General features: G+C 59.4%; 25 protein-coding genes. 9 read left to right on the top strand and 16 right to left on the bottom strand.

Going from position 1 to position 21,642, the window contains the following annotated elements:
• Positions 1–42: 42 nt before the first annotated feature.
• From INS80_RS17340 to INS80_RS17330, 3 genes are all read right to left on the bottom strand, one after another.
• Positions 43–1,053, bottom strand: coding sequence for a hypothetical protein (locus INS80_RS17340; RefSeq protein ID WP_192966825.1), 1,011 nt, complete (start codon positions 1,051–1,053; stop codon positions 43–45).
• Between the two features lie 119 nt (positions 1,054–1,172).
• Positions 1,173–1,364, bottom strand: a complete 192-nt coding sequence (locus INS80_RS17335) for a YgaP family membrane protein (protein WP_192966824.1) — start codon at positions 1,362–1,364, stop codon at positions 1,173–1,175.
• A gap of 104 nt (positions 1,365–1,468) precedes the next feature.
• Positions 1,469–3,094: an AMP-binding protein gene (locus tag INS80_RS17330; RefSeq protein ID WP_192966823.1), complete on the bottom strand. Its 1,626-nt coding sequence runs from the start codon at positions 3,092–3,094 to the stop codon at positions 1,469–1,471.
• Positions 3,095–3,179: 85 nt separating this feature from the next.
• Between INS80_RS17330 and INS80_RS19360 the strand changes: the two genes are divergently transcribed.
• From INS80_RS19360 to INS80_RS17315, 4 genes are all read left to right on the top strand, one after another.
• On the top strand, positions 3,180–3,698 hold the full coding sequence (locus INS80_RS19360) for an EamA family transporter (protein WP_226892656.1): 519 nt from the start codon (positions 3,180–3,182) through the stop codon (positions 3,696–3,698).
• The gene (locus tag INS80_RS19355; protein WP_255430532.1) at positions 3,698–4,093 is read left to right on the top strand and encodes an EamA family transporter; all 396 of its coding nucleotides are present in this window, start codon (positions 3,698–3,700) and stop codon (positions 4,091–4,093) included. The genes INS80_RS19360 and INS80_RS19355 overlap by 1 nt, the downstream gene beginning before the upstream one ends.
• A 47-nt stretch (positions 4,094–4,140) precedes the next feature.
• Positions 4,141–4,791, top strand: coding sequence for a sulfotransferase family 2 domain-containing protein (locus INS80_RS17320; RefSeq protein ID WP_192966822.1), 651 nt, complete (start codon positions 4,141–4,143; stop codon positions 4,789–4,791).
• A 109-nt stretch (positions 4,792–4,900) separates the two neighbouring features.
• Positions 4,901–5,563, top strand: a complete 663-nt coding sequence (locus INS80_RS17315) for a Hint domain-containing protein (RefSeq protein WP_192966821.1) — start codon at positions 4,901–4,903, stop codon at positions 5,561–5,563.
• A 142-nt stretch (positions 5,564–5,705) separates the two neighbouring features.
• Here the strand turns inward: INS80_RS17315 and INS80_RS17310 are convergent, their stop codons facing one another.
• The 9 genes from INS80_RS17310 to INS80_RS17270 all read right to left on the bottom strand — a co-directional run bounded on the left by INS80_RS17310 (position 5,706) and on the right by INS80_RS17270 (position 14,704).
• Positions 5,706–7,910, bottom strand: a complete 2,205-nt coding sequence (locus tag INS80_RS17310; protein ID WP_192966820.1) for a 3-hydroxyacyl-CoA dehydrogenase NAD-binding domain-containing protein — start codon at positions 7,908–7,910, stop codon at positions 5,706–5,708.
• On the bottom strand, positions 7,907–8,392 hold the full coding sequence (locus INS80_RS17305; RefSeq protein ID WP_192966819.1) for a cupin domain-containing protein: 486 nt from the start codon (positions 8,390–8,392) through the stop codon (positions 7,907–7,909). Before INS80_RS17305 ends, INS80_RS17310 begins: the two co-directional genes overlap by 4 nt.
• On the bottom strand, positions 8,392–9,603 hold the full coding sequence (locus INS80_RS17300; RefSeq protein ID WP_192966818.1) for an acetyl-CoA C-acetyltransferase: 1,212 nt from the start codon (positions 9,601–9,603) through the stop codon (positions 8,392–8,394). Before INS80_RS17300 ends, INS80_RS17305 begins: the two co-directional genes overlap by 1 nt.
• Before the next feature lie 10 nt (positions 9,604–9,613).
• Positions 9,614–10,246: a glutathione S-transferase family protein gene (locus INS80_RS17295; protein WP_192966817.1), complete on the bottom strand. Its 633-nt coding sequence runs from the start codon at positions 10,244–10,246 to the stop codon at positions 9,614–9,616.
• Between the two features lie 30 nt (positions 10,247–10,276).
• Complete coding sequence (locus tag INS80_RS17290; RefSeq protein ID WP_192966816.1) at positions 10,277–11,428, bottom strand: acyl-CoA dehydrogenase family protein; 1,152 nt, start codon at positions 11,426–11,428, stop codon at positions 10,277–10,279.
• A gap of 32 nt (positions 11,429–11,460) precedes the next feature.
• Complete coding sequence (locus INS80_RS17285; protein ID WP_192966815.1) at positions 11,461–11,673, bottom strand: hypothetical protein; 213 nt, start codon at positions 11,671–11,673, stop codon at positions 11,461–11,463.
• Between the two features lie 76 nt (positions 11,674–11,749).
• The gene (locus tag INS80_RS17280; protein ID WP_192966814.1) at positions 11,750–13,531 is read right to left on the bottom strand and encodes an acyl-CoA dehydrogenase C-terminal domain-containing protein; all 1,782 of its coding nucleotides are present in this window, start codon (positions 13,529–13,531) and stop codon (positions 11,750–11,752) included.
• A 74-nt stretch (positions 13,532–13,605) separates the two neighbouring features.
• Positions 13,606–14,007: a MerR family transcriptional regulator gene (locus INS80_RS17275; RefSeq protein ID WP_192966813.1), complete on the bottom strand. Its 402-nt coding sequence runs from the start codon at positions 14,005–14,007 to the stop codon at positions 13,606–13,608.
• Positions 14,008–14,335: 328 nt separating this feature from the next.
• A complete protein-coding gene (locus INS80_RS17270; protein WP_192966812.1) occupies positions 14,336–14,704 on the bottom strand; it encodes a MerR family transcriptional regulator in 369 nt (122 codons plus the stop codon).
• A 137-nt stretch (positions 14,705–14,841) separates the two neighbouring features.
• On the opposite strand from INS80_RS17270, the gene INS80_RS17265 reads away from it, so the two are divergent.
• The 3 genes from INS80_RS17265 to INS80_RS17255 are packed head-to-tail and all read left to right on the top strand — an operon-like array spanning position 14,842 to position 17,115.
• On the top strand, positions 14,842–15,264 hold the full coding sequence (locus INS80_RS17265; protein WP_192966811.1) for a PaaI family thioesterase: 423 nt from the start codon (positions 14,842–14,844) through the stop codon (positions 15,262–15,264).
• On the top strand, positions 15,261–15,779 hold the full coding sequence (locus tag INS80_RS17260) for a PaaI family thioesterase (RefSeq protein ID WP_192966810.1): 519 nt from the start codon (positions 15,261–15,263) through the stop codon (positions 15,777–15,779). The genes INS80_RS17265 and INS80_RS17260 overlap by 4 nt, the downstream gene beginning before the upstream one ends.
• A gap of 13 nt (positions 15,780–15,792) precedes the next feature.
• Positions 15,793–17,115: an MATE family efflux transporter gene (locus INS80_RS17255; protein WP_192966809.1), complete on the top strand. Its 1,323-nt coding sequence runs from the start codon at positions 15,793–15,795 to the stop codon at positions 17,113–17,115.
• A 2-nt stretch (positions 17,116–17,117) separates the two neighbouring features.
• Here INS80_RS17255 and arsC read toward each other — a convergent pair whose 3' ends face one another.
• Genes arsC through INS80_RS17235 form a run of 4 tightly spaced genes read right to left on the bottom strand, consistent with a single transcriptional unit; the run spans position 17,118 to position 19,277 of the window.
• Complete coding sequence (gene arsC / locus INS80_RS17250) at positions 17,118–17,459, bottom strand: arsenate reductase (glutaredoxin) (RefSeq protein ID WP_192966808.1); 342 nt, start codon at positions 17,457–17,459, stop codon at positions 17,118–17,120.
• The gene (locus tag INS80_RS17245) at positions 17,456–18,514 is read right to left on the bottom strand and encodes a quinone-dependent dihydroorotate dehydrogenase (protein ID WP_192966807.1); all 1,059 of its coding nucleotides are present in this window, start codon (positions 18,512–18,514) and stop codon (positions 17,456–17,458) included. Before INS80_RS17245 ends, arsC begins: the two co-directional genes overlap by 4 nt.
• Positions 18,511–18,942 (bottom strand): DUF1330 domain-containing protein, encoded by a 432-nt coding sequence (locus INS80_RS17240; protein ID WP_192966806.1) that lies wholly within the window; start codon positions 18,940–18,942, stop codon positions 18,511–18,513. Before INS80_RS17240 ends, INS80_RS17245 begins: the two co-directional genes overlap by 4 nt.
• Positions 18,939–19,277, bottom strand: coding sequence for a DUF952 domain-containing protein (locus INS80_RS17235; RefSeq protein ID WP_192966805.1), 339 nt, complete (start codon positions 19,275–19,277; stop codon positions 18,939–18,941). Before INS80_RS17235 ends, INS80_RS17240 begins: the two co-directional genes overlap by 4 nt.
• 162 nt (positions 19,278–19,439) lie before the next feature.
• Here INS80_RS17235 and INS80_RS17230 point away from each other — a divergent pair, with 162 nt between their 5' ends.
• Positions 19,440–21,023, top strand: a complete 1,584-nt coding sequence (locus INS80_RS17230) for a bifunctional metallophosphatase/5'-nucleotidase (protein WP_192966804.1) — start codon at positions 19,440–19,442, stop codon at positions 21,021–21,023.
• Positions 21,024–21,372: 349 nt separating this feature from the next.
• Entirely contained in the window at positions 21,373–21,636 is a 264-nt protein-coding gene (locus INS80_RS17225) for a spike base protein, RCAP_Rcc01079 family (protein ID WP_192966803.1), read from the top strand.
• Positions 21,637–21,642 lie beyond the last annotated feature (6 nt).

Here is a 21,642-nt window from a genome sequence, read left to right as displayed (position 1 = left end):
GCGTGGGCCCGGAGACGGCCACTGGCCAATTGGCTTCGGGTTTTAGCTGCAGATATTCTGCAGGCGTACCCAATCGGCGTCGCTTAGGACGGGTTCTAGGCGGCGCCCCGCCATGGGATCGGCTTCTATCAGGCCCAGTGTGGTTTCTCCCGTAATGTCAATCGCATAAGCATATGGGGTGGAGGAGATCGACGCACGGGCGAATTCTGCAAGAAGTGTCTCATCCGGCAGGGGAGGGCGGGGTGTGCTCAGGACGGTTTCGACGTAGTGATCAAGGGTTTTCCGCTCAAGCTGGCCAGTCGTCAGCAGGCGGAAGGACGCGGGCGTCCCGCCCGAATTCAGCAGTTCTGCCAGCGGATCCAACATCTGGGTACGAGCGCGCTCGGCGAGAATGGCACCGGCCGCAACTGAGGGATCTTCGTAGTCTTCCACAAAAGTCTTGTTCAATAGAACAATGCCACCTGGAAGATGTAGGCTACTGGCCAGTCCCGAGCGGAAGATGACAAGGCGTCGAATGCCGGTCCGCAGTGCAAGTTTTTCAAGCACGGAGCCCGTATCTGCGCTGGTGCAAGCCTGTCCTGCCACGCGCTCGATACGTCCCAGCAAAGCCTCGCCAATTGCTTTTCGCTTGATGTCAGGTACGACGTTGACGGCGTGCTTTTGCAATGCGGTGGGTAGCCAGAGCACCACCAAAAGCGCCAGCAGGCCCATTACGGCAAAGACACTTGCTGCTCGAAGACGCCCGGGATGTGGGCGGCTATGCTCGATAGCAGCTTTCACCCGTTCGATGGCGTCGAGCATAGTTGCTTCATCTTCGGCTATTTCCAGGGTCTCCCCCGGGTCACCATCAGGATGAAAAAGAGCCGGGAATTGGCCTGGGTTGGCACGTTCAATGGCTGCGAGGGACCAATGAGCCAATGGTTTGTCATTCATGTCCGTTATGGTGAGCGTCGCATCGCCCACCGAAACGATGACATCCCTACGCTGTGCATCAGGGGTCTCGCGCCACAGGCCAGCAGCCTCCAGTCGTTGAAATTCCCTGAGTGCTGTCATGCGATCTGCCCGTGTTGCGGTCTTGGTCCGATTGACAGCAAATTAGCACGCCACGCGGCAAAGCGGCAAACCGCTTTGCCAAAAAACGCAATCATAACCGAGCAGTTTAGAGTAACCGTTTAGGCGGGCTTCAGCCCAAGGCGGGCAAAGATCATGGCTGCCGGGCAAAAGCCGGTAAAGGCGGATTGGAACAGGTTTGCGCCGACAAAGACGGTCAGCCACATCCAATGGGGCGAGACGAACTGCGTCAGCACCACGGAAAGAAGAACCATAAATCCGGCCATCGCCATGACCGCTCTGTTGATCGTCATGTCATTTCCTCTCGATTGCAGACGTCGGGCGACGCCACTTATATTCTGAAATAGGAATGTAAGTGGCGTCATGCAAGGGGCAATCTGTTGAGAAATGCTCTTTGTCAGGCGTTGGCGATCTTTCGCAGCTCAAATTTCTGGATCTTTCCGGTCGAAGTTTTGGGCAACTCTTGGAACACCACTTTCTTTGGTGCCTTGAAGCCGGCGAGCGTTTCGCGGGAAAATGCGATCAGACCTGCTTCGTCCACTGTGGCGCCTTCCTTTAGTTCCACAAAGGCGCAAGGCACTTCACCCCACTTTTCGTCCTGTTTAGCGACCACAGCGGCAAGATTGACATCCGGGTGAGCCATCAGCACGCCCTCAACCTCGACCGAAGAGATGTTCTCACCGCCCGATATGATGATGTCTTTGGCACGATCGGCGATCTGGATATAGCCATCGGGATGCTGGATCGCGATGTCGCCGGAATGAAAATACCCGCCCTTGAAGCTCTCGGCCGTGGCTTCGGGGTTCTTCAGATAGCCCTTCATCACGGAATTGCCGCGCATGACGATTTCGCCCTGATCCTTTGCGTTCATCGGGATTTGGCTCATGGTCTCATCTACCACGGTGATGTGGTCCATCATTGGGAAGGCAACGCCTTGGCGGGCCTTGATCGCCGCTCGTCCCTGCTGGTCAAGCGCATCCCAGCTGCCGCCTTTCCACAGGCATTCGGTGACATGGCCATAGGTCTCGGTCAGACCGTAGACCTGCGTTACGTGAAAGCCGAGGCGCTCGATCTTTTCAAGGGTTGCCGGGGCAGGGGGTGCGCCTGCGGTAAAGACCTCGACGGTGTGATCAAATGCGCGGCGTTCTTCTTCCTTGGCGTTGACGATCATGTTGAGCACGATCGGCGCGCCGCCGAAATGGGTGACCCCTTCATCAGCTATGGCGTCATAGACGGCGGGTGCGGTGATATTGCGGCAGCAGACAAGTGTGCCCCCCAATACAGGCATCATCCAAGTGTGGTTCCAGCCATTGCAGTGAAAAAGCGGAACGATGGTGAGATAGACCGGGTGCATCACCATGCGCCAGGAAATCACTGTGCCCATAGTCATTAGGTAGGCGCCGCGGTGGTGATAGACGACGCCCTTGGGCCGCCCCGTGGTGCCAGAGGTGTAGTTTAGTGCCAGGCTCTCCCACTCGTCCTCGGGCATGATCCATTCAAAATCATGGGCTGCATTGCCCAGGACCTCTTCATAGATCGGATAGCGGCCGCTGGCCGGGAACCCGGCGTCCGGATCGGGCACCTCGATCAGGATCGGGCCGTCCCCCTCCATCTGGGCCTTAGCCGCCTCAGCTAGAGGCAGGAATTCGGAGTCTACCAAGGCGACTTTGGCCTCCCCGTGGCCAAAGATATAGGAGACGGTGTCAACATCGAGCCGTGTGTTGATCGTATTCAGAACCGCGCCGCAGGCGGGCACACCGAAATGCGCTTCGGCCTGGGCGGGCAGGTTGGGAATGAGGGTCGCCACCACATCACCGGGTTTGACGCCCATGCCCGCAAGCGCCGAGGCGAGCCGCGTGCAGCGATCATAGTAGGCGGCATAGGTCTTGCGGTGTTTGCCATAGACCACCGCCGGTACCTCGGCAAAGACATGTGCAGCGCGGCGCAGATGAGAGAGCGGCGTCAGCGGTACATAGTTCGCCGCATTTTTCTCCAAACCGGTTTCGTCAGCCATCCAGCCCATGATTTTCCTCCCATGATTCCGCGCAATGTCGCTTTGGGAACAGATATTGCGGAAAGTTGCGTGCATTGGAAGCCATATGAAACAAATGACCTTTTCTGATGCGACATCGACCCGTCAAGGCTCAGCCGCCCAAGCCATGTTGGCGGCCATGGTCATTCTGGGGATCAGCGATAATGCGGTCCCGTTGATGGCTGAACAGATTGGCATTTGGCAGTTCTACCTGATGCGTACGGCGATTGCTTTGCCTCTGGTCTGGGTCATGGCACGCGCGGGCAGTGGAGGGATAAAGCCTGTGCGCATTGGTGCGGTTGTGCTGCGGGGCATGTTGCTCGCAGTCGCGATGGTGTTCTACTTTTCCGCTGTCGCCCTCATGCCAATGGCGCAGGCATTGGCGGGTCTTTTCACCTCACCGATCCTGATCGTGCTGATATCGGTTCTGTTCCTCAGACATCGCATCGGCCTGGTGCGCATCTCCGCCGTCACCTTTGGGTTTCTGGGCGTGCTGTTTGTCCTTCAGCCAGACCCTTATGAATTTGACTGGCTGATTTTGCTGCCAGTTGCGGGGGGCTGTTTTATGCTCTTGGCTCTTTGGCAACAGGTCTGATGTGCCGCAACGAGAGTACAATATCCATGCTGTTCACGATGTTGCTTGCTCAGGCATTGATGGGGGCGGTTGCACTTTGGGGGCTTGCCCTGTGGCCACTGCCCGTCGCCGAGGGAGCCGATGGATTTGTGACCCGAGGCTGGGTCTGGCCGGTCTGGGAGGTATCCCACTGGATAATACTGCAGGGCGTCGCGTCGGTTCTGGGCGTTTTCCTGATCACCAAGGCCTATCAATTGGGCGACGCGTCTTTTGTATCTGTGTTTGAATACTCCGTCATCATCGTGGGGCCTGCGTTTGCATGGATGGCCTTTGGGCAAAGCCTGGACGGTCTGCAGATGGCTGGCATCGCAATAATCGTGGTGGCCGGTGGCACACTTGCCGTGCGCGGTGGGTAGGGCGGCAGACGTTTGCATTCGCAGCCCGATGTCATAGGCTGACCAGCATGATACTGTCACCGGGTCGAAAATTTGTATTCATTCACATACCAAAGACGGGCGGCACTGCCCTGGCGCTGGCGCTAGAGGCGCGGGCGATGAAGGATGACATGATGCTGGGAGACACACCCAAGGCGCTGAATCGTCGTCGTCGGTTGCGTGATGCGAATGCGCGTGGGCGCCTTTGGAAACACTCGACCATGGCTGACATTGAGGGGCTTTTGCCCGAGGATGAATTGCGCAGCCTTTTTGCCTTTACCCTTGTGCGTAACCCATTTGACCGTGCAGTGAGCTACTACCATTGGCTGCGAGTGCAGGCCTTTGACCATCCCGCGGTGCGGCTCTCCAAGTCCTTGAACTTCCGAGATTTTGTCCTACATTCTGACGCGCTTCAAGCGTTTCAAAAGCACCCACCCAGATCCTATATGCAACACGCGGACGGGTATGAGCAGTGTGATGCGTATATCCGGATCGAACACTTCGAGCAGGACGCAGAGGCTCTTTTTGATCATCTCGGTTTTCGTCTGACGCTAGAGCGAACAAATAGATCAGAACGCGGTCCAGACTGGAGAGACTACTACGATCCGCAAACCAGAGCGGCCGTTGCAGCAAGTTGCGCAGAAGAAATCGAACAATTTGAATATTCTTTTAACCATTAGCCTTTACGTCTGTTTAAGACGGGCTCCTGAGCCCAGCGTAGACAGATGAAACGGGCTTTGTGTTCAGAAGGTCGCACAGCCTTATGCCGGAGATCGGAAAGGGGCGCTCATGTTCGATTGGTTCCAGAAACGCAGCGGATCTTCAATTGAGATGCCTGTGCCGATGGTGTCGGTCGGGCGGGGTGGTTTCATGGCTGGAACGCATGTGGCGTCAAGCCTCGGCTGGCGCCCGGTCGAGGCGCTGACGGTCGGGGACGGAGTGCTCACCTTTGATCACGGCATGCAACCCATTGTAGAACTGGGGCGCGAAACCCTTGTTCTGAGCGAAGGGCCAATGGAGGCTGCGCAATGCCCCCTGCTGGTGCCCCGCGATGCCCTGAACAATCGTGTGCCGATGTACCTGATGCCAGACCAGGGCGTTCTGATCGAAAGCGATCTTGTCGAAGACGCGAAAGGGGATCCCTTCGCCGTGGTTCCGGCTTGCGCGCTTGACGGTTATCGTGGAATTCAACGCCTGCACCCGGGCGCACGGATGGAACTGATCGTTCCACGGTTCGCACAGGATCAGGTGATCTACCTTGAGGCCGGGTTCCTGGGCTATGCCCCGGCGCAGCGTGACCTTTTGGCAGATCCAACTGGTGCAGAGCTCTATTCTGTCCTGTCTCATCGTGATGCGCGTGACCTTGTGCGGGCGATGATTGCCAACGAGACCTACAGTCATATCGCGGCCAGTACCCCGCATAGTCCTACAGGATTCCCATTCATAAGCTGACCTTTTCGAGCAACACAGAAGAAACCAGCCGCGTCAGACCTCTCTGACGCGGCTGGTTCATTTTTAAAATTCAGTTACTTGTCGTGCGGCTTAATTGGCGGCTCAATTTTCTGAGCCACCAATCAAAAAGTTGCTTCAGCCTTTAAGCCGCTTCCGCCGCCTCCGGGTTAAAGCGCCCGTAGAAGCTTTGGCCCTTTTCCGCCATTTCCCGCAGCAGCGGCGGGCAGGCGAAGCGTTCGCCATAGGCCTCGGTCAGCTGATCACAGCGTTCCGCGGCATAGGGCGTGCCGATGATGTCGAGCCAGCTCAGCGGACCACCGGACCAGGGCGCAAAACCCCAGGCCAGGATCGCGCCCACATCGCCTTCGCGGATGTCCATCAGAACACCTTCTTCGAGAGCGCGCACGGCCTCCAGAACCTGTGCGAACATCAGGCGTTCCTGCACTTCGATCAGGTCGGGCTGATCTTCGGCCAGTGGATACTTCTCCTGCATGCCCTTCCAATACTCGACCCGCTTGCCCTTTTCATCATAGTCAAAGAAGCCGGCATTGGATTTGCGCCCCAGGCGGCCCAGATCCTCAAGCCAGAAAATCAGATCGTCTGCGGGGCTTTCGGGGTAGGCATCGCCCATGGCGGCCTTGGTGGCGCGGGCGATCTTGGCCCCCAGATCGATAGAGGTCTCGTCGTTGAGCTGGATCGGACCCACCGGGAAGCCCAGCTGACGCGCCGCATTGTCGATCAACACGGGCGAGACGCCTTCGGTGATCATGCGCAGACCTTCGTTGATGTAAGGGATGATGCAGCGGTTGGCGTAGAAGAACCGCGCATCGTTGACCACGATGGGGGTCTTGCGGATCTGGCGCACATAATCCAGCGCCTTGGCCACGGCGCGATCACCAGTTTCCTTGCCCTTGATGATTTCCACCAGCAGCATCTTCTCGACCGGAGAGAAGAAGTGGATGCCGATGAACTGCTCGGGGCGGCTTGAGGCCTTGGCAAGATCGGTGATCGGCAGCGTCGAGGTGTTGGAGGCAAAGATGCAATCTTCGGGAATGATCGCCTCGACCTTCTGGGTCATCTCGGCCTTGACGCCGGGATCCTCGAATACCGCTTCGATAATCAGATCGCAGCCTTTTAGCGCTTCCAGATCAGGGGTCGCATTGATCAGGCCCAGCATCGCCTCTTTCTTTTCGGCTGTGACCTTGCCGCGCTTCATACCCTTGTCCAGGTAAGCTTCGGTATAGGCCTTGCCCTTGTCGGCTGCGGCCTGATCGCGGTCTACCAGGACCACTTCCATACCGGCCTGGGCCGAGACCAGCGCGATGCCCGCGCCCATCATGCCGGCACCCAGAACGCCGAGTTTCTTGACGCGCTGATCGGGCACATCCTTCGGGCGTACCGCGCCTTTCTCCAAGGCTTCCTTGTTGAGGAACAGCGAGCGGATCATGGCGCCGGACGACGGGTTCATGATGACAGAGGTGAACCAGCGGGCCTCGATCTTCAATGCGGTGTCGAAATCGACCAGTGCGCCTTCATAGACTGCTGATAGAAGCGCCTTGGCCGCCGGGAAGGCGCCTTGCGTCTTGCCGTTGATCATTGCCGAAGCGCCGACGAAATTCATGAAACCCGCCGGGTGGTAAGGCGCGCCGCCGGGCATCTTGTAGCCCTTGGCATCCCAGGGTTTCACCAGGTCCACGTTCTTGGCAGCGAGCACCCATTCCTTGGCAGCGGCGACGGGATCGGCTGCGATCTCATCGATGTAGCCCGCGCCTTTTGCCTTTTTGACATCCAGCATCTTGCCTTCAAGCAGCAAGGGGGCGGCAGCGATCGCGCCCACCTTGCGCACCATGCGGGTGGTGCCGCCGGCGCCGGGGAAGATACCTACCATGATTTCCGGCAGGCCGTATTTCGCCTTGGGGTTCTCGGCGGCAAAGATGCGATGCGTGGCCAGTGGCAGCTCCATACCGATGCCGGCTGCGGTGCCGGGCAGGGCGGTTGCAATCGGCTTGCCGCCCTTTTTGGTCTTGGGGTCCATGCCCGCCAGCTCGATCTTGCGCAGAAGGGCGTGCATTTTCATGATGCCGTCAAAGACGCCGCGCGCAGGGTCATCTCCGGCTTCTTCCTTCATCACTGCGAGCAGATTCAGGTCCATGCCACCGGCAAAGGAGCCTTCCTTGCCCGAGGTGATCACGATGCCCTTGACCGCATCGTCTGCCAAGGCGTCGTCGATGGCGGCTTCCAGCTCCATGAGCCCATCAAAGGACATCACGTTCATGGTCTTGCCGGGCACGTCCCAGGTGATGGTTGCAACGCCGTCGGCGTCCTTGGAAAGCGTAAACTCAGTCATGTTTCGTCTCCGATCTGGTCAGCCGTCAGCGGGCTGCCGTCCTTGCGGGTGAAGCGGTCGCCATTGGCGTCGACCTTCACCATCATGTCCAAATCGCTGTAAACAGCGGTCTCTGTTTCGGTGCGCGTGCCCACCACCAGAAAGGTGGCCGGCGCGTCTGTGTTGTTCTTCAGGTGATGACCGTTGGCCTCACCGGCGGGGAAGGTGGCGCAGTCACCTGGGTGCAGTTCCGTCTGACCGTGATCGTCGATCAGGGTGCAGACCCCGGCGGTGACCATCAGAAATTCGTCCTGCTCCATGTGGTAATGGCGCAAGGACGACAGCCCACCGGGTTCAAGCTGAACCAGGTTCACACCAAACTGCGTGAGCCCGCCTGCATCCCCCAGACGCTGGCTGGAGCGGCCTGCGACCGCCTCTGCCAGCTTGCCGGGATAGACAGAGCCTGTCCGCCAGGGGATATCGGCAAGGTTCAGCTTGGGCATCAGACGCGCTCGATGATGGTAGCGGCGCCCATGCCGGATGCGATGCAGAGCGTGGCAAGGCCGACTTCCTTGTCGGTGCGCTCCAACTCGTCCAGCAGCGCGCCGATGATCATCGCGCCGGTGGCGCCCAGCGGATGGCCCATGGCGATCGAGCCGCCGTTGGGGTTCACCAGCGCCGGATCGACGTCAAAGGCCTGCTGGAAGCGCAGCACGACCGAGGCGAAGGCTTCGTTCACCTCAAAGAGGTCGATGTCGCCGATTGCCATGCCGTTGTCGGCAAGGATCTTCTGCGTTGCGGGCACGGGGCCGGTGAGCATGATGGTGGGATCGGTGCCGATCTTGGTGGTCGCCTTGATGCGCGCGCGGGGTTTCAGCCCGTATTCCTCGCCGAACTCCTTGTTGCCGATCAGAACGGCGGCGGCGCCATCGACGATGCCGGAGGAGTTGCCCGCGTGGTGGATGTGGTTGATCCGCTCCAGATGCGGGTATTTCAGCTTCGCCACCGCATCGAAACCGGGCATCTGCTCGCCCATCATCTGGAACGAGGGGTTCAGCGCGCCAAGCGACTGCATGTCGGTCTGCGGGCGCATGTATTCGTCGCGGTCCAGAATGGTCAGCCCGTTCTGATCCTTGACGGTGATCACCGATTTGGAGAACCGCCCCTGGTCCCAGGCTTCCTTGGCGCGGCGCTGGGATTCAACGGCCAGCGCATCGGCTTGCTCGCGGGTAAAACCGTATTCGGTGGCGATGATATCGGCCGAGATGCCTTGCGGCACGAAATAGGTCTCCATCGCGACCGAAGGATCCACGGCGATAGCGGCGCCATCGCTGCCCATGGCAACGCGGCCCATCATTTCAACGCCGCCCGCGATATAGGCCTTGCCCGCGCCGCCTTTGACCTGGTTTGCGGCCAGGTTCACGGCTTCCATGCCGGAGGCGCAGAAGCGGTTGATGGCAAGGCCCGGAATGCGTTCATCCAAGTCCGAGGCCAGAACCGCGGTGCGCGCTAGGCAGCCGCCCTGTTCCATCACCTGGGTGACGTTACCCCAGATCACGTCCTCGACGGCGTGGCCTTCAAGGTTGTTGCGCTCTTTCATGGCGTTGAGCGTGACGGCGGAGAGTCGCACCGAGGTCACCTCGTGCAGGGAGCCGTCTTTGCGACCCTTTCCGCGCGGGGTGCGGATCGCGTCATAGATATAAGCTTCGGTCATCAGTTTCTCCTCAAGCTCGGTCCGACGGGTTGCCGGGCATCAGATCATAGGGGTGTTTCCAGCCGGGCGTTTCGCTGAGGCGCGTCAGCCAGGCATCGATATGGGGCCATTCGGCGCGGTCAAAGCCGAAGGGTTCGGGATAATAGAGGTAGCCGCAGCACGAGAGATCGGCATTTGTGATCCCGTCGCCGACGATCCACTCGCGCCCCTCAAGATGGGCGTTCAACGTCGCATAGGCAGCCTTGAGACGCCCTTGCATGAAGCCGATTACCTGATCGGGGCGTTTGTCTTCGGGCAGGAAGTTCATCAGGAAGCGGGTCATGCCTGCCTGACTGGAGAGTTTGTGGTTGTCCCAAAGAACCCAGCGCAGCACCTCGTATTTGTCTTCCGGCGCGCCGCCGAATTTGCCGGATTTATCGGTGATATACTGCTGGATGGCGCCGGATTGCGTCAGGCGCATGTCACCATCTTCCAGGATCGGGGCCTCGCCCATGACGTTCATCTCGCGAAACTCCGGGGAGCGGTTCACCCCGGCGAAGAAATCGACGTAAACAGGCTCCCATTCAAGCCCCGATAGTTCCAGCGCCAGCGCGGCCTTGTAGGCGTTACCGCTTTCGCCGAAACAGTGCAGTTTGATGGTCATTTCTCAAATCCTCCCACGGAAATCTGTTTGTCAAAGGCTGCGCGAAATCAGTTCCTTCATGATTTCGTTGGTGCCACCGTAGATCCGCTGGACGCGAGCGTCAGCCCACATTTCCGCGACCGCATATTCCTGCATGAAGCCATAGCCGCCGTGCATCTGGACGCATTCGTCCAGCACTTCGCCTTGGGTGTCGGTGGTCCAGTATTTCGCCATCGCAGCCTTTTCGACCGTCAGCTTGCCTTGCAGGTGTTCGACCATGCATTCATCAAGAAAGGCGCGCGCTACCTTGGTCTTGGTCAGGCATTCCACCAGTTTGAAACGGGTGTTCTGGAACTGGGTGAGCGGGCCGCCAAAGGCTTCGCGTTCCTTGCAGTAGGCGATGGTGCGCTCCACTGCGCCTTCCATGGCGCCGACCGCACCGCAGGCGATGATCAGACGTTCCTGCGGCAACTGCTGCATCATCTGGTAGAACCCTTTGCCCTCTTCCTGGCCAAGGATGTTCTGTGGCGGGATTTCGACGTTGTCGAAGAACAGCTCGGAGGTGTCGGCGGCATGCAGGCCGACCTTTTCAAGGTTGCGGCCGCGCTGGAAACCTTCTGCGCCGTCGGTTTCAAGCGCCACCAGGGACACGCCCTTGGAGCCCTGCGAGGGATCGGTCTTCGCCGCCACTAGGATCAGGTTGGCGTGCTGGCCGTTGGTGATAAATGTCTTCTGGCCCGACAGGCGGTAGGCGTTGCCGTCGCGGATCGCCTTGGTCTTGATCCGCTGCACGTCCGAGCCGGTCGAGGGTTCGGTCATCGCCAGCGCGCCGACCAGCTCACCCGAGACCATCTTGGGGAGCCAGCGTTTCTTTTGTTCTTCGGTGCCGTATTCTAGGATGTAATGCGCAACGATGCCTGAGTGGATGCCATGGCCCCAGCTGGCCAGATTGGCGCGGCTGCCTTCGATGAGGATCGCGGCCTCATGGCCGAAATCACCACCAGCTCCGCCGTATTCCTCAGGGATCGAAGGGCAGAGCAGGCCCAGCTCACCGGCCTGGTTCCAGGTTTCGCGGTCCATCATTCCCTGTTTGCGCCACTTTTCGTATTTGGGCATCCATTCGTTGGTGATGAACTGGGCCGTCATGTCGGCGAGCATCTGGTGCTCATCGGTCATCCAGGCGGAGCGGGTTTCCGTGCTCATTTCTCTCCCTTTCGCCACGCACCTAGGCGTGGCTATTTCTTGCGGTCTTCCAGCGTGCTGTTGAACAGGCGCAGCCGGTGGGTCAGGTTTTCCGTGTCGGTGACGCTGTCGAAGTTTTCGAACAGAAAGGACAGCGCTTCGCCCTCATCCAATCCAGAGTCAGTGGCAAAGCGTTTCAGCCGACGGTAGCCATCCTCGGTCATGGCGACCGGAAAGCGGCGGGTCAGGCGGAACCGTTTTGGCATCGCGAATGCGTCCTCATGATGGCGGACAGGCTTGGGGGCGGATCGGGGCGCCTCAGACAGGCGCCCCGAGGATGGATCAGAAGTTTGCGGCGTCCAGCGCCATCACCGTGTCGGCACCGCTTTCGATGCGCGCCAGGTGCAGTTTGGTGGCAGGCAGGCGACGTGCCATGTAGTAGCGGCCGGTGGTCAGCTTTGTCTCGTAGAACGCCGCGTCATCGGTGCCCGCATCCAGCGCTTCCTGCGCGGCCTTGCCCATCTGTGCCCACATCAGGCCGAGGCAGACATGGCCGAACATGTGCATGAAGTCATAAGACCCAGACAGCGCGTTGTTGGGGTTCTTCATGCCGTTCTGCATGAAGTACATGCCCGCGGCCTGAAGGTCCTTCGACGCCGCCTTCAGAGGCTCGATGAAATCCTTGGCGTAAGCCTCGGAAACCCCTGCGTTTTCCTTGCAGAAGTTTTTCACCAGCTCAAAGAAGGCCATGACGTGTTTGCCACCGTCCTGCGCCAGCTTGCGGCCCACGAGATCCAGCGCCTGAACGCCGTTCGCACCTTCATAGATCTGGGCGATACGGGCGTCGCGGGTGTACTGGCTCATACCCCATTCTTCGATGTAGCCGTGGCCGCCATAGACCTGCTGTGCCTTCACGGTCATGTCGTAGCCTTCGTCGGTCAGGAAGCCCTTGATCACTGGGGTCAGCAGGGAAACCAGACCATCGGCATCCTTGTCACCGTCGCGGTGCGCCTTGTCGATCATGGTGGCGCCCCACAGAAGGAAGGCGCGGCCCCCTTCGACAAAGCTTTTCTGATCCATCAGGCTACGACGGATATCGGGGTGAACGATCAGCGGATCGGCGGGTCCATCCGGATTCTTGACGCCGGTCACGTCACGGCCCTGCAGACGATCCTTGGCATATTCCACAGCGTTCTGATAGGCGGCTTCAGCCTGGGCGACGCCCTGCATGCCGACGCCCAGACGAGCTTCGTTCATCATGGTGAACATGGCGCGCATGCCCTTGTGCTCGGTGCCCAGAAGGTAACCCGTCGCCTCGTCATAGTTCATCACGCAGGTGGAGTTGCCGTGGATGCCCATCTTCTTTTCGATGTTGCCAACGGAGACACCGTTGCGGGCGCCCGGCGTGCCGTCCTCGTTCACGATGAACTTTGGCACGATGAACAGGCTGACGCCCTTGATGCCCTCGGGACCGCCTGGGATCTTGGCAAGAACCAGATGGATCACGTTGTCGGACATGTCGTGATCGCCGGAAGAGATGAAGATTTTCTGGCCTGAGACCTTGTAGGTGCCATCGCCCTGCGGTTCCGCCTTGGTGCGCATCAGGCCCAGGTCGGTGCCGCAATGCGGCTCGGTCAAGTTCATGGTGCCGGTCCACTCGCAGGAGACCATCTTGGGCAGATAGGTGCTTTTCTGCTCGTCGGTGCCGTGCGCCAGAATGGCCGAGGCCGCGCCATGGGTCAGGCCTTGGTACATTGTGAAGGCCTGGTTCGCGGAGGAGAACATCTCGCCCACGGCAGTGCCCATCACATAAGGCATGTTCTGTCCGCCGTATTCTTCTGGCATGTCAAGGCCGGTCCAGCCGCCTTCCTTGACTTGCTCAAAGGCCTCTTTGAAGCCGGTGGGCGTGTAGACCATTCCATTTTCCAGGCGGCAGCCTTCAGTGTCGCCAACCACGTTCAGCGGGTGCAGCACTTCTGAGCTGATCTTGCCGGCTTCTTCCAGAATGGCCGCGGTGAAATCGCGCTCCAGCTCATCATAGCCGGGGGTGGCGGCCTCGGAGACTTTCAAGACATCGTGCAGGATGAACTGGGTGTCCTTGGTGGGAGCGTTGTAAACGGGCATCTTTGTCCTCGTCGAGTTTCATCTGGTTGTGTTTGTATGGCCGCAGGAGGGCTGAGGCCGGGGCAGGGCGCCGATTACTCGGCGGCCTCCTGTTCGGATTTCATCGAGGCGATTACGCTTTCGCCCCATTTCAACTGATCTTTGAGATCGTCGATCGCCTCATTCAACTCATCACGCTGACGCTCCATGTCAGCAAGCCGCTCGCAGGCGATATCATAGGTGCGTGACAGCTGTGTCAGCTGCTGGTCACCGATGTGGTACAGGTCGAGAAGCTGGCGGATCTCCTCAAGGCTGAAGCCAAAGCGCTTGCCGCGCAGGATCAGCTTGAGGCGCGCGCCGTCACGTTTGGTGAACAGCCGTTTCTGGCCGTCTCGGATCGGGAACAGCAGCTCTTTGGCCTCGTAGAAGCGCAGCGTACGGGGAGTCACTTCGTACTCATCGCACATCTGCCGGATGGTTTTGGTCTCTTCGGTCATCGTCATCACTCTATGACTGCTAGGTGCACCCCAAAGTTGATCAGCTGCTGGGCCTTTTTCAACATCTTCTTGACGTTGACGTAAGCTGTACGCTGCGTCATTTGCAGTCCTGACGTTGGGAGAGCTCTTCGTGACGTGACGTCCTGCGTTTGTGCGGGCGTTTTCGGGCCGTGTCGGTGATCATTTTGAGGCTTAGGACGATGGGAAATCCGGCCACAGAGAGGGCGCAGTGTGATTCCGCTCGAAGGCACGGTTGAGCAAATCAACCGCCGGAATGATCTGGTCCGGGCCACGCTCTGACAGCGCGCACCGCGGGCTCATCGCAGGATTAGTCTATCAGGGTCAGGGTTGTTTTGCGCAGGGCGCTCAGCTCGTCCATCGCCTCGTCGAGTTGCTCACGCTGCTTTTTCAGCTCGCCCATCTGGCGATCTGCCATTTCAACAAAGGCCTTCATTTGCGCTTGATCGCCCTCGTTTTCATAGATCAAGAGCCACTGACGGATCTCTTCGAGCTGGAAACCAAAGCGGCGGCCTCTCAGGATGAGTTTCATCCGTGCCCGTTCGCGAGCGCCATAAAAACGCGAACGCCCTTCACGGTCGGGCTGCAACAGCTCGATGTACTCGTAGTATCGCAATGTGCGCGGGGTTACATCGAACTCGGCGCACATTTCCTTGAATGACAATCTGGCTTCGGTCATCCACTGTCTCCCTTGCGCTGGAACCTATGCAACTGTTTCACCCAGTGCAAGCACCCCCAAGGAGTGGGGCTTGCGCTTTGCGGTCGGCGGGGCCAAGGTTGCAGGCGAAAAGAACAGACAGATCAAAGGGAACGCCCATGGCGGACAAGACCAAGCTGGCGCGCCAGTTTATCGAAGCGATCCCCCATGCCCGGGAGCTGGGTATGATCCTGACCGAGATCGGCGACGGAACAGCCGAGATCACAATGGCTTATGATGAGAAGCTGATTGGCGACCCGGAGACCGGTGTGATCCATGGTGGAGCGGTCTCAGCAGTGATGGATACATGCTGTGGTGCCGCCGTCATGAGCCACCCATCGGCGCCCGGTGGTACGGCAACCATCGATCTACGCATCGATTACATGCGGGCTGCGACCCCCGGTCAGACAATCATCACCCGCGCCACCTGTCATCATATCACCCGCAACGTCGCTTTTGTCCGCGCCGTGGCGATGGATGACGAGACCGACCGACCCGTAGCCACTGCTTCGGGCGCCTTTACAGTGGAGAAAGGGTTTTGAGCCGTCCCCGTCCCGAGCCTGTCCAGGTGGTCAAGCAGCGCCGCGATGCCGCCCTTGCCGCCCTTGTCAATGCCGTGCCCTATATCCGGTTTCTGAATATCACCTTCGATCGACGCGGCGATGAGCTGACCTCCGTTCTGCACTTCGACGAGAAGCTGATCGGCAACCCTTTTCTGCCTGCTATTCATGGCGGGGTCACCGCAGCCTTTCTTGAGGTGACCTCTGTCATCACCCTGAATTGGTCCCACCTGTGGCCGCGCATCGAATCCGGAGAGCTGGACCCCGAGGATCTCGCTGCGGGCAACCTGCCGCGCCAGCCCAAGACGATTGATTTCACCGTGGACTATCTGCGCTCGGGCCTGCCGCGCGATGCCTATGCGCGGGCGACGGTGAACCGGTCGGGTCGGCGCTATGCTTCGGTCCATGTCGAAGCCTGGCAGGATCACAAGGATCGCCTGTTCGCTCAGGCAACGGGTCATTTCCTGATCCCGCAGGACCCAAAAGCCAAGACCTGAACCGGGAGTGAGCATGAGCGCAGTCGCAGAGGCGCCGATCACCCATTCGCGGGTGTTGAAAATCGCCGTGCCTATCGTTCTGGCCAACGTGACCGTGCCGATCCTTGGCGCTGTAGACACCGGCGTGGTCGGTCAGATGGGAGAGGCGGCCCCGATTGGAGCCGTCGGTATTGGGGCCGTCATTCTCTCGACAGTGTATTGGATCTTTGGCTTCCTGCGCATGGGCACTACGGGGCTAGCATCGCAGGCGCGCGGGGCTGGAGATATCGCCGAAACCGGCGCGCTTCTGATGCGGGGGCTTTTGGTGGCAGGGCTTGCCGGTGCGATCTTCATCCTGTTCCAGTCGGCCCTGTTCTGGGGCGCCTTTGCCTTGGCCCCGGCCAGCGCCGAGGTGGAAAGCCTCGCCCGAGACTACCTGAGCATTCGCATCTGGGGCGCACCTGCGACCATCGCGCTTTATGCGGTCACCGGCTGGCTGATTGCGATGGAGCGCGCGCGGGGGGTCTTTATCCTGCAGCTTTGGATGAATGGGCTGAATATCCTGCTCGATCTGTGGTTCGTCCTTGGGCTTGGCTGGGGCGTGGAAGGTGTCGCTCTCGCTACTCTGATCGCCGAATGGTGTGCCCTTGCACTGGGGCTCTGGCTTTGCCGCGATGCCTTTGGCGGTAACCAGTGGCGTGACGGGGCCAGAGTGTTCGATCCGGCGCGGCTGCGGCGGATGTTGCAGGTCAATGGCGACATCATGGTTCGCTCTGTCCTGCTGACAGGCTCATTTACCAGCTTCTTGTTTATCGGCGCAGATCTGGGCGATGTTCAGTTGGCGGCCAATCAGGTGCTGCTGCAGTTTCTTCATATCACCGCTTTTGCGCTGGATGGGTTTGCCTTTTCGGCCGAAGCTCTGGTGGGAGGAGCCGTCGGGGCCAAGAACCGCCTGCGGATGCGGCAAGCAGCCTACATGGCATCGCTTTGGGCTGTTGGCAGTTCGGTGGTGCTGACGGTTGGCTTCTATGTGCTGGGCGGTGTGATCATCGACGTTATGACAACCTCGCCTGAGGTGCGTGAAGCGGCGCGGGTCTTCTTGATCTGGGCGGCCCTTGCACCGCTCTTGAGCGTTGCCAGCTACATGCTAGACGGTGTGTTCATCGGCGCCACCTGGACGCGCGATATGCGCATCGCCATGATCCAGTCCGTGGGGCTTTACGTGGTTGCCCTGGTCGTTCTAGTGCCGAGCTTTGGCAATCACGGGCTATGGGCCGCGCTGATGGTGCTCAACGTCACCCGCGCGGTCACATTGGCTCTGCGCTATTCCCGGCTTGAGGCACAATTGGCCGCCTGATTTCAGAGCAGCGTCTCGATCGCTTCGGTCGGGCGCCCGATCACGGCCTTTGAGGCCCTGATTGCAATCGGGCGTTCGATCAGGATCGGATGCGCGGCCATTGCAGTGAGCAGGTCGGCATCAGAACTCTCCTTTGAGAGCCCAAGCTCTTTGAAGGTCTTTTCCCCCGTCCGCATCATGTCGATCACAGAGGTTCCTAGGGCGGCATGGACTGCTTCGAGTTCTTCCAGGTCGGGTGCGTCTTTCAGGTAAAGACGAACGTTGACCCCAGCGCCGCGCTCTTTCAGTAACGCAAGGCCAGCGCGGGATTTGGAACAGCGTGGATTATGCCAATAGGTGATCACAGCCAGTCCTTTCGTTTCGTGCCAACAGCTTCGGCGACAGTGTCAAAGCCGTCCCGAGCGAGAAGCTGATCAAGGCCGCGTGCGATATCGCCCGCAAGCGACAACCCGCCATAGACCATCGCCGTGTATAGTTGCACCGCCGAGGCCCCAGCGCAGATCTTTGCATAGGCCTGATCAGCAGTGGAAATGCCGCCAACTCCGATCAGGGGCACACGATCCTGCAGCAGGTCCGAAAGCTGTGCCAGAACCTTCGTGGAGCGTTCAAAGAGCGGCGCGCCGGACAGACCGCCTGGCTCGTCCTTGTGTGGGCTTTTCAGGCCATCACGCGACAGGGTCGTGTTGGTGGCGATCACCGCGTCGATACCGCTATCGACCGCAACGGCGGCGATATCCTCGATACCCTCCCGGTCCAGATCCGGTGCGATCTTTAGGAATACCGGTACGCGGCGGGGCAGGTTATCGCGGGTCTCAATCACCCCTGCCAGCAGCGCAGACAGCGCGGCCTTGCCCTGAAGATCGCGCAGTTTCTCTGTGTTGGGGGAGGAGACATTGACGGTTGCGAAATCCAGATGCGCGCCGCAATGGGCCAGCACGCGGGCAAAATCAGCCGCGCGGTCGGCGCTGTCCTTGTTGGCGCCAAGGTTCAACCCGATCACCGCATCGCGGGGGCGCTGCGCGAGCCGGGCGCCTATCGCCTCCATTCCCTCGTTGTTGAACCCGAAACGATTTATGGCGGCGCGGTCTTCCGTCAGGCGGAAGAGGCGCGGTTTTGCGTTGCCGGGCTGCGGGCGGGGCGTTGCAGCACCCACCTCTATAAAACCGAAGCCCGCACGCGAGAGCGGCAGAAGTGCTTCGGCGTTCTTGTCAAAACCGGCCGCCAGCCCAACGGGATTGGGAAGATCGATTCCAGCCAAGGTGGTCTTGAGGCGGGACGAGGTCACAGGCCCCGGTGTCGGCGTCAGTCCGGCTGTCAGCGCCTTGATCGACAGACCATGGGCTGTTTCCGGATCAACCCGGTGCATGGCGGCCAGTGCCAGCTTTTCTGTCAGCTTCATCCGAAGGTTGCTCCCCCGTCGGCCGGACTGGTGCGGATCAGGCGTGAGGTTTCCACTGCGGCCTGACGGTGCACGACCGCCTTGTGATAGTCCGGGTCGGTGACCATCTCCAGAAATGCATGTGCGGTCGGGTAGCGGGCGATGAACATCTCGTCCCAGACCTCATCAGCCGGACCAATAAGGGTTGTCTGCCAGCTGCCGCGCCAGACAATGCTGGCGCCCAGTCGGGCAATGATCGGGCCCGTGTCACGGCCATAGTTTGCATAGGCTTGTGCACCAGTCAGATCGGCCCCGGCCAGCGCATGTTCGGCAGGGTAGGCGGCCTTTTGGCGGAATTTTACAAGGTTGAGCATTTCGATCGGCTGGTCACGATCCAGCGCTTTGAAGGCTTCAAACTGCGCGCGTTCGGGATCGATGAATTGGCTCATGTCATCTCCTTAGGGAACTGATGCACGCCGTCGACCAGTGGTAGCGGTTTGGCCCAAAGCACCTCTGTCATGTGCATTTCACGGTAGAGATGGGGAAACTCTGCACCCCCCCGCGAGATTTCCCATTTGAGCGCATCGCCCAGAGCTTCGGCGTCAAGAGCCAGGAGGAACAGGCCTTCTGCACCGGCAAAATGCTTGGCTGCCGTTTCGGCTGCCTGCTCTGCGGTTGAAAAATGGATATAGCCATCGGTGAGATCGATTGGCGCGCCGCGTGTCGATCCTGCGGCCTCGAATGCGGCCCATTCGTCCGCTCGGAAGATTTTGTAGATCAGCATATCCGTCAGATGCCTTCTGGCTGTTTTAGAATCAAGTCCGGATTCTGCGCAGTGGATTGGCAGGCTGACCTTAGGAAACCCGGGCAGGTTGTTTTTCTCCTTTGACTGGCGCGGTCTTTGGTCGCACCATTGGCCGAACGAATACACCAGGGAGTTTGTTTCATGATCACACGTTTTCTGAGTACCGCCGCAGTGCTGGGCCTGACGGCTGGCATGGCCGCTGCCGACTACAAGCTGACGGTCCTGCACACCAATGACATTCACAGCAGAATTGAGTCGATCAACAAATATGACTCCACCTGCAACGCCGAGAGCGAGGCGGAGGGTAAATGCTTTGGCGGGGTCGCGCGGATCAAAACAGCAATTGACGGAAGGCGGGCTGAACTTGCAGGTCAGAACTATGTCGTTCTGGACGCAGGCGATCCGTTTCAGGGGTCTCTGTTTTACACAACCTATAAGGGCGCGGCCGAAGCTGAGTTCATGGAGGCGATCGGCTACGATGTGATGGCCGTGGGCAACCACGAGTTTGACGACGGGCCTGCCGGGTTGGAAAAATTCATCGACGCCGTGTCTTTCCCGGTAATCTCGGGCAACCTGGACCTGACCTCTGAGCCGCTGTTGAAAGGCAAGGTGAGCAATCATGTGGTGCTGGAGGTCGGCGGAGAGAAGATCGGTGTCATCTCCGTTCTTGCTACAGACACGGTCGATACATCTTCTCCAGGGCCAAACGTGGTCTTTCAGGATGAAATCGAAAGCCTGAAGGCCGATGTCGCGACGCTTGAGGCTGAAGGGGTGAACAAGATCATTGCGCTGACCCATGTCGGATTGCCGATGGATCTCAAAATCGCTGCCGCCGTTCCGGGCATCGACGTGGTGGTCGGCGGGCATTCGCATACGCTGCTGTCCAATACAAATGAACGTGCCGCAGGACCGTACCCCATAATGGTTGGCAGTGTGCCCGTGGTTCAGGCCTACGCCTATTCCAAATACCTTGGCGATCTGACCGTGACCTTCGACAATGCCGGGAATGTGCTGTCTGCCTCGGGTGAGCCGATTCTTCTGGATGCCTCCGTCATGCCTGATGCCTCTATCCTGGAGCGGGTCGCGGAGATGGGCGCGCCGATCGAGGAGATGAAGCAGCAGATCGTGGCTGAGACTGGCGACGTGATCGAGGGATCGCGGGATGTTTGCCGCGCGGGCGAATGCCAGATGGGCAATCTTGTGGCTGATGCGATGCTGGCTCGCGTCAAGGATCAGGGTGTGTCCATCGCGATCCAGAACGGGGGCGGTCTGCGCGCCTCGATTGATCAGGGGCAAGTCACCATGGGGGAGGTCCTGAGCGTGCTGCCTTTCCAGAACTCCCTGTCCACATTCGAGGCGTCAGGTCAGACTGTCATCGACGCTTTGGAGAATGGTGTGTCACAAGTCGAAGAGGGCAAGGGGCGCTTCCCGCAGGTGGCGGGGCTAAAGTTTGCCTTTGACATTTCGGTGCCTCCGCTGGAGGGGCGTGTGTCGGATGTGATGGTACAGGAAGGTGGGAACTGGGTTCCGATCGATCCTGAAAAGACCTACATGTTGGTCACCAACGACTACGTCCGAAATGGAGGGGATGGCTACAAGGTCTTTGCGGGCAATGACAAGAACGCATACGACTACGGTCCCGATCTTGCGGCCGTTGTCGCGGAGTACCTGGCAGCTCGGGCCCCTTACACCCCATACACGGATGGCCGCATCACGCGGAAGTAATCTCTTCCTGGCATAAGTAAAAAACCCTGTTGGGTGTGGGCTCCTCCGACGCTGTTCGGGGGAGCCCTTTTCGTGATCGCCGGTCTGCGCTTTTCTGTGGATCAACGATCGCGCAAGTCGCTCTCGCCTACCATGTCTGTCTTTGGGTGGGCCGTTGCCCTTGATCCGCGCGGGCGCTTTTCAGGCTTTCAAGTCCTTGAGTGCAATCTGTCGGCATATCCGCAAAAAGGGGGCAGGTCCGCAGGTGAGATGCCGGACCCAAGGCTTGGCGTTGCTTCCCAGACGGGGAATGGCCCGGTCTTTAAGTCTGCGCCGCTCGGTGGAGGGGATTGTAACGTTAGGAATGCACATGCCTCAGAATGATCCGTTTTCGCAATTTACCCGCGGTCTCGACAGCCCCGGCGCGCAGCACTTCGCCATCGTGCCCGTCGATGGCTCCGACCTGCCGGTTCGGCCGCGCGTGCTTTACATTGTTGCCAGTGGAGATCTTGTTGTCCGAGACTGCGAAAACACCGTGTTGACCTATCCGGTATCCGCAGGGCAGGTGCTGCCGTTTTCCGCTGTCGGGATCGAGGCCACTGGTACAAACGCTGTCGCGGTGGGCTGGATCTGATGCTTG

The organism is Phycobacter azelaicus (genome assembly GCF_014884385.1).
GTDB classification, from domain to species: Bacteria; Pseudomonadota; Alphaproteobacteria; order Rhodobacterales; family Rhodobacteraceae; genus Phycobacter; species Phycobacter azelaicus.
The sequence above is the reverse complement of the archived record's forward strand: the minus strand, read 5'-3'. Positions and strand labels throughout refer to the sequence as shown.

Coding starts and splice junctions, on each gene's coding strand:
- INS80_RS17340 (WP_192966825.1), bottom strand. CDS start 1,053: ATGACAGCACTCAGGGAATTTCAACGACTGGAGGCTGCTGGCCTGTGG.
- INS80_RS17335 (WP_192966824.1), bottom strand. CDS start 1,364: ATGACGATCAACAGAGCGGTCATGGCGATGGCCGGATTTATGGTTCTT.
- INS80_RS17330 (WP_192966823.1), bottom strand. CDS start 3,094: ATGGGCTGGATGGCTGACGAAACCGGTTTGGAGAAAAATGCGGCGAAC.
- INS80_RS19360 (WP_226892656.1), top strand. CDS start 3,180: ATGACCTTTTCTGATGCGACATCGACCCGTCAAGGCTCAGCCGCCCAA.
- INS80_RS19355 (WP_255430532.1), top strand. CDS start 3,698: ATGTGCCGCAACGAGAGTACAATATCCATGCTGTTCACGATGTTGCTT.
- INS80_RS17320 (WP_192966822.1), top strand. CDS start 4,141: ATGATACTGTCACCGGGTCGAAAATTTGTATTCATTCACATACCAAAG.
- INS80_RS17315 (WP_192966821.1), top strand. CDS start 4,901: ATGTTCGATTGGTTCCAGAAACGCAGCGGATCTTCAATTGAGATGCCT.
- INS80_RS17310 (WP_192966820.1), bottom strand. CDS start 7,910: ATGACTGAGTTTACGCTTTCCAAGGACGCCGACGGCGTTGCAACCATC.
- INS80_RS17305 (WP_192966819.1), bottom strand. CDS start 8,392: ATGCCCAAGCTGAACCTTGCCGATATCCCCTGGCGGACAGGCTCTGTC.
- INS80_RS17300 (WP_192966818.1), bottom strand. CDS start 9,603: ATGACCGAAGCTTATATCTATGACGCGATCCGCACCCCGCGCGGAAAG.
- INS80_RS17295 (WP_192966817.1), bottom strand. CDS start 10,246: ATGACCATCAAACTGCACTGTTTCGGCGAAAGCGGTAACGCCTACAAG.
- INS80_RS17290 (WP_192966816.1), bottom strand. CDS start 11,428: ATGAGCACGGAAACCCGCTCCGCCTGGATGACCGATGAGCACCAGATG.
- INS80_RS17285 (WP_192966815.1), bottom strand. CDS start 11,673: ATGCCAAAACGGTTCCGCCTGACCCGCCGCTTTCCGGTCGCCATGACC.
- INS80_RS17280 (WP_192966814.1), bottom strand. CDS start 13,531: ATGCCCGTTTACAACGCTCCCACCAAGGACACCCAGTTCATCCTGCAC.
- INS80_RS17275 (WP_192966813.1), bottom strand. CDS start 14,007: ATGACCGAAGAGACCAAAACCATCCGGCAGATGTGCGATGAGTACGAA.
- INS80_RS17270 (WP_192966812.1), bottom strand. CDS start 14,704: ATGACCGAAGCCAGATTGTCATTCAAGGAAATGTGCGCCGAGTTCGAT.
- INS80_RS17265 (WP_192966811.1), top strand. CDS start 14,842: ATGGCGGACAAGACCAAGCTGGCGCGCCAGTTTATCGAAGCGATCCCC.
- INS80_RS17255 (WP_192966809.1), top strand. CDS start 15,793: ATGAGCGCAGTCGCAGAGGCGCCGATCACCCATTCGCGGGTGTTGAAA.
- INS80_RS17245 (WP_192966807.1), bottom strand. CDS start 18,514: ATGAAGCTGACAGAAAAGCTGGCACTGGCCGCCATGCACCGGGTTGAT.
- INS80_RS17240 (WP_192966806.1), bottom strand. CDS start 18,942: ATGAGCCAATTCATCGATCCCGAACGCGCGCAGTTTGAAGCCTTCAAA.
- INS80_RS17235 (WP_192966805.1), bottom strand. CDS start 19,277: ATGCTGATCTACAAAATCTTCCGAGCGGACGAATGGGCCGCATTCGAG.
- INS80_RS17230 (WP_192966804.1), top strand. CDS start 19,440: ATGATCACACGTTTTCTGAGTACCGCCGCAGTGCTGGGCCTGACGGCT.
- INS80_RS17225 (WP_192966803.1), top strand. CDS start 21,373: ATGCCTCAGAATGATCCGTTTTCGCAATTTACCCGCGGTCTCGACAGC.